This is a genomic window from Hansschlegelia sp. KR7-227, assembly GCF_049446035.1.
Classification (GTDB): domain Bacteria; phylum Pseudomonadota; class Alphaproteobacteria; order Rhizobiales; family Methylopilaceae; genus Methylopila.
In genome coordinates this window covers 174,142-187,938 of record NZ_JBMSEA010000003.1, presented here as the reverse complement: position 1 = coordinate 187,938, position 13,797 = coordinate 174,142, and the positions used below count along the sequence as shown (strand labels likewise).

Below are 13,797 nucleotides of genomic sequence, written 5' to 3'. Positions count from 1 at the left end.
GGCGTATCCGGTGACCCCGGCGGCGCCAACCGCGGCGTTGCGGCGGTCGAGCGGTCGACGACGCGGCTGACGTCACGCGCCCGCCGGCAGCCGGCCGAAGATCCGGTCGGCCGCCAGCGGCAGAGCGGCGAACCGCTCGCCGGTGGCGTCGCGCACCGCGTTCGCGAGCGCCGCGGCGACCGGATTGAAAGGGCTTTCGCTCATCGACTTCGCGCCGAGCGGCCCGAGCGCGTCATGCGTGTCGGCGAACAGAACCTCGGTGCGCGGCGCGTCGGCGAAGGCCGGCAGGTGGTAGTTGCGAAACGTCCGCGTCGTCACTTCGCCGGCGGGGCTCAGATCGACATGCTCGTAGAGCGCGGCCCCGATCGCCTGCGCCACGCCGCCCTCGATCTGGCCCCGGCACTGCATCGGATTGATCACGGTTCCCGCATCCGCCGCATGGACGCTGCGCAGGATGCGGATCGCGCCGGTGACGCGGTGCACCGCGACGCGGAACGCCTGGACGTTGAACGCGACCGATCGCGGGCTGCCGTCCGTCCGGCCGTGCGCCGAAAGCGGCGAGGCCGCGCCGATTTCGGCGAGCGTCACGGCGGCGTTGGCGGCCGTCACCGCGTCGGCCGTCAGCGCGCACTCCGCGACCGCCACGCCAAGCAGGCCGGCGCCGGCTTCGAGGATCTGGGCCCTGAGCGCGGACGCCGCGAGGAAGGCCGCCTTGCCCGCCACAACCGTGCCGGTCGAGCCGAAGGCGCCAGTGTCGTAGCCCGAGCGGTCGGTGTCGGACTGGACGATCGCGATCCGGTCCGCCGTGGCGCCGAGCGCCGCCGCGACGAGCTGGGCGTGGACGGTCGTCGAGCCGTTTCCGAACTCCGCCGTCCCCACGGCGAGCTCGTAAGCCCCCTCAGCCGTGAGCCGCGCTTCGGCGTTGGCGTGATGGCCGCGCGGCGGGATGGTGTCGAGCATGCCGGCGGCCATGCCTTCGCCGATCAGCCAGTCCGGCGACAGGCCGGTCGGGGCGCCGCGATCCTCGGCCATCGCGGCGCTTGCGAGGTCGAGGCACTGGTCGAGCCCGTAGCTGCCATATTCGACGTCGTGAGGGTGCTCGTCGAAGGCGACCATCGCGTCGCCCGGCCGGATCGCGTTGATGCGGCGCATGTCGTACGGGTCGATCCCGACCTTGCGCGCGAGCTCGTCCATCGCGGATTCGATCGCGAAATTGGTCTGGCTGAGGCCGTAGCCGCGGAAGGCCCCCGACGGCACGGCGTTGGTGTAGACGGCGTGGCCGTCGATCCGCTTGTTCGGGCAGCGGTAGAGGGCGACGGATTCGTTGCAGCCGTGGAAGAAGACGCCGACGCCGTGATTGCCATAGGCGCCGGTGTTGGACAGCACCTCCATCTCGATCGCGGTCAGCGCGCCGCAGGCCCTGGCCCCGAGCTTCACGCGCACGCGCATCGGATGGCGGGTGGTGGCGCCGACGAACTGCTCCTCGCGGGTGAATTCGAGCTTCACCGGCCGGCCGAGCTTCATCGCGGCGAGGGCGACGACGTCCTCCGTCAGCAGCTCCTGCTTGCCGCCGAAGCCGCCGCCGACGCGGCCGCAGACGACGCGCACCTTGTCCTCGTCGAGGCCGAAGATCGAGGCGAGCCGGCGCCGCGCCAGGAACGGCGTCTGCGAACTGGTGCGGACGTTGAGCCGGCCGTCCTCGTCGATCCAGGCGATCGAGCCGTGGGTCTCGAGATGGCCGTGCTGGACGCGGTGGGTTTCGTAGGTGCCCTCGACGATCGCGTCGGCTTCGGCGAAGCCTCGGTCGGCGTCGCCGACGCGGCCGTGGACTTCGGCCAGCACGTTGCTCTTGGGCGCCCGCGAGCCGGCCTTCTCCGGCTCGTCGTGCAGCAGCGGCGCGTCCGGCGCCATCGCGGCGTCCGCGTCGAAGACGGCGGGCAGGGGGTCGTAGTCGACCACGATCCGCCGGCAGGCCTCCTCGGCGGCGGCCTCCGTCTCGGCGACGACGGCGGCGACGCGCTGGCCGATGAAGCGGACCACGTCGTCGAGCACGCGCGTGTCCGGCGGATCGTCGGCGTCGAGCTCATGTAGGCCGGTCGACATCAGCCCCTTGGGCGCGTCCTCATGGGTCAGGATCAGGCGCACGCCGGGAACGGCGAGCGCGGCCGCCGCGTCGATCGACAGGATCTTCGCATGCGCGTGCGGCGAGCGCAGCAGCTTCAGATGCAGCAGGTCCTCGGGCGCGACGTCCATCGTGAAGGGCTCCGAGCCCGTCACGATCCGCCGGCTCGCCGGCGCCGGCAGGTTCCGGCCGGCGGCTTCGCCGGGCGCCGGGGCCTCGACATGGGCGACGCCGCGCACCGCGTCCTCGATCGCGCGGTAGCCGGTGCAGCGACAGAGATTGCCCTTGAGCGCGCCGGGCAGATCGTCGAGCTGCGCCGGCGTCAGGGCCGAAACCGTCGCGATCATTCCGGGGGTGCAGAAGCCGCACTGGAAGCCTTGCGCGGCGACGAAGCGCTCCTGGACGGGAGACAGCGCGCGGTCCTGGGCGAAGCCCTCCACGGTGACGACCTCGCGCCCCTCCGCGCGGAACGCGGGAAAGACGCAGCTGTGAACGGGCAGGCCGTCGACCTGCACCGTGCAGGCCCCGCAATCCCCGGCGTCGCAGCCCTTCTTCACACCGAACCAGCCGAGCTCGCGCAGGAACGTCCGGAGACACTGGCCGGGGCGGGGCTCGTCTGTAAACGTCTGGCCGTTCACGCGAAAGCTCACGCGGCGAGCTCGCGGCGGATGTCTTCGGCGAGGTGGAAGGTCAGCCGGCGGCGCCAATCGGGCGCCCCGTGGACGTCGTGGTGATAGAGGCCTTCCGGAATCGCCTCTCGAAGGGCCGCCGCCAGCGCGGCGGCGTCCGGGACGGCGGGGAAGGTCAGCCGGACCGGCCGCTTCGTCGCGGCGGTGACGGTGAGCGCGAAGCCGCCCGACGGGGCGCCGAGGCCGATCAGCAGCGCCGCGGACCGTCCGCGCGGCGTGAGCGAGATCTGGCGGAACGCCGAGCGCGACCGGAACCCCGCGACCGGCAGCTCGATCGCGCGCAGCAGCTCGCCGCGTCCGAGCGCGTTGGTCCGGTCGCCCGTCACGAACGCCGCCGCCGGGATGCGGCGCTTGGCGCCGTCCGGCGTCCAGATCACGCAGGTCCCGTCGAGGCCTGCGGCGAGCGAAATCATCGGTCCGGCCGGCAGCGCCAGGCAGAGATTGCCGCCGACCGTCGCCATGTTCCAGATCTTGAACGAGCCGAGCAGCGCGTCGCAGCACTGCCTGATCAGCGCCCTCGCGGCCCAGTCGTCGGGAACCGGCCAGTCGTGGAGCTCCCGGATCGTGCAGGTCGCGGCGAGGACCAGCGTCTCCTCGACGAGCTCGATCGGCGTCCAGCCGAAGCCGTCGAGATCGATCAGCCGTCGGAGCGCGAGCTGCGGCTCCGAATAGAGCCAGGTGCCGCCGCCGAGCCAGGCGTCGCCCTCGCGCCATGCGCCGGGAGCGGGCGGAGCAGGCCGCCGGACGATCTCCTCGATCGTGTGGATGTCCAAAGGATCAGCGCTCCCGGGCCGGTGACGGCGCCGACCCGATCGGCGCGAACCTTCGCCGCCGGACGGCAAGCGACATGCCAGCTTTGACCGATCGTAAAAATGCGCCGACGCGACCGCAAGCGAGCACGAAGAGGGGTCCTGACCTGCGCGAAGCGCTCAGCCTATCGCCAGCGCGTCGAGCCGGATGCGAGCGATCTTGTGGACCTCGTCGAGGGCCGTCCGGAACTCGGTCTCCGGCGGGTTTCCGAGACGCGCCGCGAAGGACGCGAGGATGTCGGCGCGCGACAGGCCCGTGACCGCGATGATGAAGGGGAAGCCGAAGCGGGCGTCATAATCCGCGTTCAGCGCCTGAAAGCGCGCGAATTCGTCGGGCGAGCACTGGTCGAGGCGGGCGGAGGCCTGCTCCTTCCGGGACTCGGCCGTCAGCTCCTCGCCGACCTTGAGCTTGCCCACGAGCCGCGGATGCAGCCTCAGCAGTTCGAGCTGCCGGTCGCGACCGGCCGCCTCCACCACGGCGGACATGCGCGCCGCGAGGCGGGCGGGGTCGGCGTCCTCCGGCGTCAGCCCTTCAGCCGCGACAGCCTCTGCCACCCAGGGCGAGCGCTCATAGACGCCGCCGAAGCGCGCGACGAAGGCGGCCGGGGATGGCGTCTCGGGCGAGGAAGCGATCGTCATGTCGGCTCGCGTCGGACAGAAGCGGGACGCTCGTTGTACGGGTTCCCGCGCGGCCGCCGCCAGCGTCGTGGGCGCCGATTTGCGGGGCGCTGGACGGTTTCGGCTGCCGAACTTTTGTTCCTGCGCACGGATTGCGCGGGCCGGCCATCTCGTCCCAGCATACGCGTCGAGGCGCTCCAGCTTGCCGCTTTTCGTGATCGACCCTCCGGAGACGACGCGCGCGTGACCGATCGCCTCAAGACCTGGGCGCCTGTTTTAACGATCGTTCAAACGGCTTGCGCCGTCCGTTCAAGGCGGGCGCTCTGACCATGGGCCGCCTGTCGACCCACATCCTCGACACCGAACTCGGCCGACCCGCGGACGGCGTCACAATCGAGGCGTTCCGGATCGAGGGCGACGGGGCGGAGAAGGTCGCCGAAGCGGTCACCAACGCCGACGGCCGCACCGACGCGCCGCTGCTGGAGGGGCCGTCTTTCGGCGCCGGCGTCTACGAGCTGCGCTTCCATGTCGGCCGCTATCTCGGCGGGAGCCGCCGCAAGACGTCGAGCCCGGCCTTTCTCGACGTCGTCGTCATCCGCTTCGGCGTCGCGGCGGCCGAGCAGCACTATCACGTGCCGCTGCTCCTGCAGGCCCATGGCTACTCGACCTATCGGGGCAGCTGATGCGGCGCGGCCGGCGGACCCATGGCCGCGCCCCTTTCGGCAGGCAGGGTTCTTGCGTCGCGCGGCGCTGCGGGAGGTGAACGCATGGCCGACGTCCCCATCCTGAAGCTCGACCGCATCACCAAGACCTATCCCGGCGTCGTCGCCAACGAGAACGTCTCGTTCGAGATCGCGCCGGGCGAGATCCACGCCCTTCTCGGCGAGAACGGCGCCGGCAAGTCGACGCTCGTCAAGATGATCTATGGCGTCATCAAGCCCGACAGCGGCGAGATGACGTTCGAGGGCCGCCCCTTCGCGCCCGCCAAGCCTTCCGACGCCCGCGCGCAGGGCATCGGCATGGTGTTCCAGCACTTCTGCCTGTTCGAGGCGCTGACGGTCACCGAGAACATCGCGCTCGGCCTGAGCGCGGCCGAGGCCAAGGTCGGCGACCTTCGCCAGCGCATCATCGACGTCTCGACCGCCTACGGCCTCAAGGTCGATCCCGGCCGGCTGGTCGGAACCCTCTCGGTCGGCGAGCGGCAGCGCATCGAGATCGTGCGCTGCCTGCTGTCGGAGCCCAAGCTGCTGATCATGGACGAGCCGACCTCGGTGCTGACGCCGCAGGAGGTCGCGGTCCTGTTCCAGACGCTGCGGCGGCTCGCGGCGGAAGGCTGCTCGATCCTCTACATCTCGCACAAGCTCGACGAGATCCGCGCGCTCTGCGACACGGCGACCGTGCTGCGCGGCGGCAAGCTCGTCGGCAGCTGCGATCCGCGGCGGGAGACCGCCCGCTCGCTCGCGGAGATGATGATCGGCGCCACGCTCAACACGCCGGTGCGCGAGGCCGCCGAGCCCGGCGCGATCCGCCTCAAGGTGACCGATCTCGCGATGGAGAGCGAGGGGCAGTTCGGCACGGATCTCGAGAACGTCTCGCTGGTGGTGCGCGCCGGCGAGATCCTCGGGATCGCAGGCGTCGCGGGCAACGGCCAGACGGAGCTCATGGAGGCGCTGATCGGCGAGCGGCCCTGCCGCTTCGCCAAGCAGATCCAGGTCGACGGCGTCGAAATCGGCAAGGAAGGCCCGCGCGAACGGCGCGCCCGCGGCATGTGCTTCGCGCCGGAGGAGCGGCTCGGCCACGCCGCGGTGCCGGGCATGGCGCTGTGGGAGAACACGCTGCTGTCGGCCGGCCGCGCCAACGACCTCGCGCGGGGCGGCGTCATCAGCCTCGCCAACGCGCGCCGCTTCGCGGTCAAGGTCGTCGACGACATGAAGGTGAAGACCGCGAGCGTGAGGTCGGCGGCCCGCTCGCTCTCGGGCGGCAACCTGCAGAAGTTCATCATGGGCCGCGAGATCCTCCAGAACCCCAAGGTCCTGATCGCCTCGCAGCCGACCTGGGGCGTCGACGCGGGCGCTGCGGCCGCGATCCACCAGGTGCTGCTCGACCTCGCCAAGGGCGGCGCCGCCGTCGTCATCATCAGCCAGGACCTCGACGAGCTGTTCACGATCTCGACGCGCATCTCGGTGATCGCCGGCGGCTATCTGTTCCCCTCGCAGCCGACCGAGGAGCTCACCGTCGAGAAGCTCGGCGTCGCGATGGGCGGACGGGCGAAGGAGATCAAGGCGGCCAAGGAGGCGGCGCATGCTTAAGCTCGTCCTCCGCAAGGAGCCGAACCGGACGATGCTCTACGCGACGCCGTTCATCGCGGTCGCGCTCACCATCGTCGCCGGCTTCGTGCTGTTCACCGCGCTGGGCAAGGACCCCGCGCAGGCGATGTATCTGATCTTCCTGAAGCCGCTCACCTCCTTCGACAGCCTCGCCGAGATGCTGGTGAAGGGCGCGCCGCTGATCCTCATCGCGGTGGGCCTCGCGATCGGCTTTCGCGCCGGGGTCTGGAACATCGGCGCCGAGGGCCAGTTCACGATCGGCGCGATCGCCGGCGGAAGCGTCGCGCTCGCCGCCTATCCCGAAGGCGGCCCGATGCTGCTGCCGCTGATGGCGCTCGCGGGCGCGCTCGGCGGCATGGCCTGGGCCGCGATCCCGGCGCTGCTGCGCAACCGGTTCAACGCCAGCGAGATCCTCGTCAGCCTCATGCTGGTCTATGTCGCGACGCTGCTGCTGAGCTTCCTTGTGCACGGCGCGCTGCGCGATCCGGAAGGCTTCAATTTCCCCGAGAGCCGCCTCTTCCAGGAGGACGCGCTGCTGCCGACGCTGATCCCGGACACGCGCGCCCATATCGGCGTCCTGGTCGCGCTGTTCGCGGCGGCCGCCGCCTATGTCTATCTCGAGCGGCTGATCCTCGGCTTCCAGATCAAGGTGCTCGGCCAAGCGCCGCGCGCGGCGCGCTTCGCCGGCTATTCCGAGAAGCGGATCGTGTGGACCTGCTTCATGATCTCGGGCGGCCTCGCGGGTCTCGCCGGCCTGTTCGAGGCGGCGGGGCCGGTCGGCCAGCTCGTTCCTTCGCTGCCGGTCGGCTACGGCTTCACCGCGATCATCGTCGCCTTTCTCGGGCGGCTGCATCCGGTCGGCGTGGTGTTCGCCGGCATGCTGATGGCGCTCACCTATATCGGCGGCGAGACCGCGCAGATCGAGATGAGCCTGCCGAGCGCGACCACCAGCGTCTTCCAGGGGATGCTGCTGTTCTTCCTGCTCGCGACCGACGTGCTCGTGAACTTCCGCATCGCGCGCGCCCGCAAGCCGCTGGTTTCGGCGCCGGCGCCGGCCGCCTCCGCCCTGAACCCCGCCGAGTGACCGGAGAGGCGTGATGGACCTCGTGCTCAACATCCTGCTCGGCGTCGTGGTGGCCGCGACCCCGCTGGCGTTCGCCGCGATCGGCGAGCTCGTGACGGAGAAGTCCGGCGTGCTGAACCTCGGCGTCGAGGGCATGATGATCGTGGGCGCGGTGGCGGCCTTCGCCGGGACCTACGGCTCCGGCAGCTATGTCGTCGGCATTCTCGCCGGCGCGCTCGCCGGCGCCACGATGGCCGCGCTGTTCGGCCTGCTCACGCTGACGCTGATGTCGAACCAGGTCGCGACGGGCCTGGCGCTGACGCTGTTCGGGCTGGGGCTCTCGGCGTTGATCGGACAGGCCTATTCCGGCGTCTCCCTGCCGCAGTTCCCGCGCCTCGACATCCCCGTGCTGACGGACATTCCCTTCGTCGGCCCGCTGATCTTCGGGCAGGACGCGCTCGTCTACCTGTCTCTGGCGCTGGTCGCCGGGGTGGCGTGGTTCCTGACGAAGACCCGCGGCGGGCTGATCCTGCGCGCCGTCGGCGAGAACCACGAGGCGGCGCACGGCATCGGCTATCCCGTCATCGCCATCCGCTACCTCGCCACGATGTTCGGCGGCGCCTGCGCGGGCCTCGGCGGCGCCTATCTGTCGCTGGTGCAGACCCCGCTCTGGGTCGAGAAGATGACCGCCGGTCGCGGTTGGATCGCGCTCGCGCTCGTCGTCTTCGCCTCATGGCGGCCGCTCCGCGTGCTCGGCGGCGCCTATCTCTTCGGCGGCATCGCCATCCTGCAGCTCCACAGCCAGGCTCTGGGGTTGAAGATCGACGCCCAGATCCTGTCGATGCTGCCTTACCTCGCGACCATCATCGTGCTCGTCGTGATCTCGCGCGACCGGGTGAAGATGAAGCTCAACGCGCCGTCCTGCCTCGGCAAGGCCTTCTATGCGACGAGCTGACGCCGCCGCGTCGCCCGCTTTTCCCAATCTCAAAGGTTTCAAAGGTTGCTACGAAGGAGACGTCCGATGACAAGCGCTTCCCGTCTGTTCGCCGGCGCGGCCGCGGCGCTCGCGATGGCCGTCGGCGTCGCGGTCGCGCCGGCGCAGGCCGATCCGCTGAAGGTCGCCTGGGTCTACACCGGGCCGATCGGCGATCACGGCTGGTCCTACCAGCACGACGTCGGCCGCAAGGCGGTCGAAAAGGCGTTCGGCGACAAGGTGAAGACCACCTATGTCGAGAACGTCTCGGAAGGCCCGGACGCCGAGCGCGTCATCGCGCAGCTTGCGCAGGCCGGAAACGAGCTGATCTTCACCACTTCCTTCGGCTTCATGAACCCGACCGTGAAGGTCGCCCAGCGTTTTCCGAAGGTGAAGTTCGAGCACGCCACCGGCTTCAAGAAGACGAAGAACGTCGGCATCTACAACGCCCGCTTCTACGAGGGCCGCTACGTCGCCGGCATCATCGCCGCCAAGATGAGCAAAACCGGCGTGATCGGCTACATCGCCTCCTTTCCGATCCCGGAGGTCGTGATGGGCATCAACTCGGCCTATCTCGGCGCGAAGACCATCAATCCCGACATCAAGATCAAGACCATCTGGGTCTCGAGCTGGTTCGATCCCGGCAAGGAGTCCGACGCCGCCAAGGCGCTCGTCGACCAGGGCGCCGACGTGCTGATGCAGCACACCGACAGCCCCGCCGCCATGAAGCTCGCCGAGGAGCGCGGCATCTACGCCTTCGGGCAGGCCTCCGACATGTCGGGCTTCGGGCCGAAAGCGCAGCTGACGTCGGTGATGGACGACTGGAACCACTACTATGTCGACCGCGTGAAGGCGGTGATGGACGGGACCTGGACGTCCGACGACACCTGGGCCGGCCTCAAGGACAAAATGGTCGAGCTCGCGCCTTACGGTCCGGCCGTGCCCGACGACGTCAGGATGCTCGCCGACGGCGTCAAGGCCAAGATCATCGCGGGCGAACTGCACCCCTTCACCGGGCCGATCATGAAGCAGGACGGGTCGCCCTGGCTGAAGGAGGGCGAGACGGCGCCGGACAAGGACCTGCTCTCGATGAACTTCTTCGTCCAGGGTGTCGAAGGCTCGCTGCCGAAATGAGTCGCGTGGTCCCCGGACCGACGAGGGCCGGCGCGGACGCGCCGCCTGACATCCGCGCTGCAGCGGCCGCCTGCGTGCTTCGAGACGCGGCCCTGCGGACCGCTCCTCAGCATGAGGTAGGTTCGAGCCGATGCATCCTCCCACGCTCCTCATGCTGAGGAGCCGGCCATCGGCCGGCGTCTCGAAGCACGCGAGGCCATCGGTCCGGCGGGAAGCGCGCCCGGAGCGACAGGCCTGCCGATGAGCGCGCCCGGAAAGCCCTTCGCGCTGCGCGGCCGCACCCTGTCGTTCTGCGACGACCCGTTCCGCGTGCGCCCCGACGAGGCCGTCCGCGCGAATGACGACGGGGCGGTGGTGGTCGCGGACGGCCGGATCGTCGAGGTCGGGCCCGCGCATGAGACGCTCGCGCGCCACCCCGGCGTCGCGGTCGAGACCTACGGCGCGGACGCGCTGATCATGGCGGGCTTCGTCGACAGCCACGCCCATTATCCGCAGATGGAGGTCATCGGCTCCTATGGCGAGCAGCTTCTGGAGTGGCTGAACGTCTACACCTTCCCCGCCGAGACCAAATACTCAGACCGCCAATACGCCCGGGCCGAAGCCGACGCCTATCTCGACTTCTGTCTCGCGAACGGCGTCACCACGGCGTCGGTCTATTGCGCGACCTATCCGACGTCCGTCGACGCGCTGTTCGAAGGCGCGCTCGAGCGCGGCATGCGGATGGCGGCCGGCAAGAACCTGATGGACCGCTTCGCGCCGGCCGCGCTCTGCGACACGGCCGAGACCGGTTATCGCGACAGCAAGGCGCTGATCGACAAATGGCATGGCCGGGGGCGGCTCTCTTACGCCGTCACGCCGCGCTTCGCGATCACCTCCAGCCCTGAGCAACTCGAGGCCGCCGGCGCGCTGTGGCGCGAGCATCCGACGACCCTGATGCAGACGCACATGTCGGAGAACCTCGCCGAGATCGCCTGGGCGCGGGGGCTCTATCCGGACGCGCCGGACTATCTCGGCGCCTATGAGCGATACGGCCTGATCGGCGAAGGCGCGAATTTCGGCCACTGCGTCCATCTCACGGAACGCGAGATCGCGCGCCTGACGGAAACGGGGAGCGGCGTGTCGCACTGCCCGACCTCGAACGCCTTCATCGGCTCGGGCCTGTTCGACATGCAAGGCCTGCGCGACTGCGCGACGCCGCTCAGCGTCGGTCTCGCGACCGACATCGGCGGCGGATCGTCGATGTCGATGTTCGACACCATGAAGGCGGCCTATGAGGTCGCGCAGCTCCGCGGCTACAGCCTGCACCCGGTCAAGGCGTTCTGGCTCGCGACGCAAGGGAGCGCCGACGTGCTGCGGGTCGCCGACCGGATCGGCAATCTGGCGGCCGGCTACGAGGCCGACATGATCGTCCTCGACCTCAAATCGACGCCGCTGATCGCGCATCGCATGCGCACGGCGAACGACCTGTTCGAAGCCCTGTTCGTGCAGATGATCCTGGCCGACGACCGCGCGGTGCGGGCGACCTATGTGGCGGGCAGGAAGCTGCACGACCGGGATGAGATCCGTGCCGAAGGGTGACGCGATCCGCGCTCGTCACGCCGCCGCTTCGCCGGGGCGTGACGGAGGGGCGTTCCGCGGGCGCGCCTCGGGGCCCTTCGGGAGCGTGACGCCATGGACGTGATCGTCTGGGAGTGGCTGAGCTTCTTCGTGCGCTGGACGCATGTGATGGCGGGCATCGCCTGGATCGGCAGCTCGTTCTACTTCGTCCACCTCGACCAGAGCCTGAAGCAGCGGGCGAGCCTGCCGCCGCAGGCCTATGGCGACGAATGGCAGGTCCATGGCGGCGGCTTCTACCACATGGTCAAATACCTCGTGGCCCCGCCTCAGCTCCCGGAGCGCCTCACCTGGTTCAAATGGGAGGCCTACGCGACCTGGCTGTCGGGCTTCGCGCTGCTCGTCATCGTCTATTATCTCGGCGCCCGGCTCTATCTGATCGACGCGAGTGTGCTCGACATCCACCCGATCACGGCCGTGACGGCGAGCCTCGCCGGCCTGTTCCTCGGCTGGTTCGTCTACAACGAGATGTGCGAGTCCCCGCTGGCCGCAAGCGACCTCAAGCTGGCGCTGGCGGGCTTCGCCCTGATCGTCGTGATGGCCTTCGCCTATTCGCTCGTGTTCTCGGGCCGGGGGGCCTTCATGCAGGTCGGCGTGATCATGGGCACGATCATGGCCGCCAACGTCTTCATGGTGATCATCCCGAACCAGAGGAAGGTGGTCGCGGCGCTCAAGGCCGGCGAGACGCCGGACCCGACGCTCGGCGCCAAGGGCAAGCAGCGCTCGCTGCATAACAACTACCTGACGCTGCCGGTGGTCTTCGTGATGATCGGCAACCACTATCCGCTCGCCTTCGCGACCCGGTTCTCCTGGATCATCGTGGCGCTGGTCATCCTGATGGGCGTCTCGATCCGCCATTTCTACAACACCCGTCACCGCGGCCTGCCGTCGCCCTGGTGGACGTGGGGGATCACCGCGCTCTGCGGGCTCGCCATCATGTGGCTGTCGAGCCTCGGTCCGCCTGCGCCGCCGGCCGAGGCCGCGGCCGCCGGCGGCCCGCCGAGCGCGCTCGCTGAAAGCGCCGAGCTGGTGGTCCAGAGCCGCTGCGGCATGTGCCACGCCGCGACGCCGCTCTGGCCGGGCATCGGCGTCGCGCCGAAGGGGGTGAAGCTCGAGACCCTCGCCGAGATGAAGGCGCATGCGCAGGCGATCCGCGTGGTCGCCGTGCTCACCCATTCGATGCCGCCGGGCAACCTCACGGCGATGACGGCCGACGAGCGGGAGACGGTCCGCCGATGGCTCGACGAGGCGAGGTGAGGAGATCGCGGCCGGCGGAGGGCGCCGAGGATTTTCGCTTCGGCGTCGGCGCCGGTCACGCGCGGGGCGTAGACGTCGTCGGACGGCCGGGCGACGTGCAGGCGAGGCTCGGCGCATGCCCCGGCTTGGGGACTATGCCCGCCTTCGTCAGAACCGGACGACGGCCAGCGCCTGGAAGGCGCTCTCGTCCGTCTTGGCGCCGAGCACGTTGCGCCAGTACTGGTATTCGGTGCCGAGGAAGAACACGTCCTTCTTGCCCGTGAAGGCGTAGCCGGCGTCCCAGCGGAACTGCGGCTGGGCGAGGATCCAGTCGCGCTGCTTGGCCCCGCCGAAATCCTTCGTGCGCGAATTGCCGGTGTATTCGATGTGGCCTTCGACGCTGAAGAACTGGCCGCCGATCTCGAAGGGCCGCACAAAGCTCCAGTCGAACTGCCAGCCGTCCTTCTGCCGCGAGGGCGTGTCGCTGTCGTCGATGACCGCGGTCAGCTGCGTGCGGAAGAGCACGAAGCCCGGCACGTTCCAGTCGATATAGCCGCCCGGCAGATAGGCCTGGAAGTTCGAATCGGCTCCGGCGTTGACGCCCGCGACCACCCCGACGTCCTTGATGATCCCGTTGTCGTATTTGATCCCGAGAAGCTTCGCCGAGCTGAAATAGGCGTAGAACTCGCCATAGGCTTCCTTGTCGTTGAAGTTCGTGGGGTCGTTGTCCCTGTCGTCGAGGAAATCGATGAAGAAGAACACGTCGCCGAACACCCAGCTCGAGGCGTGCTGAAGGGTGATGATCGGGGTCCAGCTCTTCGTGCGGTTGAACGGGTTGTCGAGCTTGCCGAGCTGGAACTGAATCTCGGTGACGCTGAAGGTGATGACGGACGGCAGCGACGGCACCGGCTCGGCGACGTCCGCGGCCGACGCCGCGCGCATGTCGCCACACGACAGTCCCGCCACAGACAAGACTGCAGCAGTCCAGTTCCATACTGACCTGCGGCCAAACATCTTCATCCAACTCCCCCTTCAGAGTCGCGAATCTTCGGTCCCCTGCGCCGCGCCGGCAGCAGGGCCCGCCCCCATCTCCATCGATCTGTCGATGTCTCGGAAAAATCCCAGCATTTTACCGAGCGGTCAACTTGATCTGCAGCGTCTCCAATGGGTTATAACGGTTGTGTTACCTACGAAACACAATGATGACTTAAG

Annotated in this window: 11 protein-coding genes; 7 read left to right on the top strand and 4 right to left on the bottom strand. The window is 69.2% G+C overall.

Annotated elements, in window-relative coordinates; all coding sequences use genetic code 11:
* Nucleotides 1-72 precede the first annotated feature (72 nt).
* The 3 genes from ACO2RJ_RS18365 to uraD all read right to left on the bottom strand — a co-directional run bounded on the left by ACO2RJ_RS18365 (nt 73) and on the right by uraD (nt 4,259).
* On the bottom strand, nt 73-2,772 hold the full coding sequence (locus ACO2RJ_RS18365; RefSeq protein ID WP_423269582.1) for a molybdopterin-dependent oxidoreductase: 2,700 nt from the start codon (nt 2,770-2,772) through the stop codon (nt 73-75).
* Complete coding sequence (locus ACO2RJ_RS18360) at nt 2,769-3,584, bottom strand: FAD binding domain-containing protein (RefSeq protein WP_423269581.1); 816 nt, start codon at nt 3,582-3,584, stop codon at nt 2,769-2,771. Before ACO2RJ_RS18360 ends, ACO2RJ_RS18365 begins: the two co-directional genes overlap by 4 nt.
* A gap of 156 nt (nt 3,585-3,740) precedes the next feature.
* On the bottom strand, nt 3,741-4,259 hold the full coding sequence (uraD, locus tag ACO2RJ_RS18355; protein WP_423269580.1) for a 2-oxo-4-hydroxy-4-carboxy-5-ureidoimidazoline decarboxylase: 519 nt from the start codon (nt 4,257-4,259) through the stop codon (nt 3,741-3,743).
* 308 nt (nt 4,260-4,567) lie between these two features.
* On the opposite strand from uraD, the gene uraH reads away from it, so the two are divergent.
* The 7 genes from uraH (at nt 4,568) to ACO2RJ_RS18320 (ending at nt 12,606) form a co-directional block, all read left to right on the top strand.
* Nucleotides 4,568-4,921 (top strand): hydroxyisourate hydrolase, encoded by a 354-nt coding sequence (gene uraH, locus ACO2RJ_RS18350; protein WP_423269830.1) that lies wholly within the window; start codon nt 4,568-4,570, stop codon nt 4,919-4,921.
* Nucleotides 4,922-5,005: 84 nt separating this feature from the next.
* Nucleotides 5,006-6,547: an ABC transporter ATP-binding protein gene (locus ACO2RJ_RS18345; RefSeq protein ID WP_423269579.1), complete on the top strand. Its 1,542-nt coding sequence runs from the start codon at nt 5,006-5,008 to the stop codon at nt 6,545-6,547.
* Nucleotides 6,540-7,649 carry an ABC transporter permease gene (locus ACO2RJ_RS18340; RefSeq protein WP_423269578.1) on the top strand — a complete coding sequence of 370 codons (1,110 nt, stop codon included), beginning with the start codon at nt 6,540-6,542 and terminating at the stop codon, nt 7,647-7,649. Before ACO2RJ_RS18345 ends, ACO2RJ_RS18340 begins: the two co-directional genes overlap by 8 nt.
* Nucleotides 7,650-7,662: 13 nt before the next feature.
* Nucleotides 7,663-8,583, top strand: coding sequence for an ABC transporter permease (locus ACO2RJ_RS18335; RefSeq protein WP_423269577.1), 921 nt, complete (start codon nt 7,663-7,665; stop codon nt 8,581-8,583).
* 66 nt (nt 8,584-8,649) lie between these two features.
* Nucleotides 8,650-9,735 carry a BMP family ABC transporter substrate-binding protein gene (locus tag ACO2RJ_RS18330; protein ID WP_423269576.1) on the top strand — a complete coding sequence of 362 codons (1,086 nt, stop codon included), beginning with the start codon at nt 8,650-8,652 and terminating at the stop codon, nt 9,733-9,735.
* Nucleotides 9,736-9,975: 240 nt separating this feature from the next.
* Nucleotides 9,976-11,313 carry a guanine deaminase gene (gene guaD, locus ACO2RJ_RS18325; RefSeq protein ID WP_423269575.1) on the top strand — a complete coding sequence of 446 codons (1,338 nt, stop codon included), beginning with the start codon at nt 9,976-9,978 and terminating at the stop codon, nt 11,311-11,313.
* A 93-nt stretch (nt 11,314-11,406) separates the two neighbouring features.
* Nucleotides 11,407-12,606: a urate hydroxylase PuuD gene (locus ACO2RJ_RS18320; RefSeq protein ID WP_423269574.1), complete on the top strand. Its 1,200-nt coding sequence runs from the start codon at nt 11,407-11,409 to the stop codon at nt 12,604-12,606.
* A 147-nt stretch (nt 12,607-12,753) separates the two neighbouring features.
* On the opposite strand, the gene ACO2RJ_RS18315 is transcribed toward ACO2RJ_RS18320, so the two are convergent.
* Complete coding sequence (locus tag ACO2RJ_RS18315; RefSeq protein WP_423269573.1) at nt 12,754-13,527, bottom strand: hypothetical protein; 774 nt, start codon at nt 13,525-13,527, stop codon at nt 12,754-12,756.
* Between the last annotated feature and the right edge of the window lie 270 nt (nt 13,528-13,797).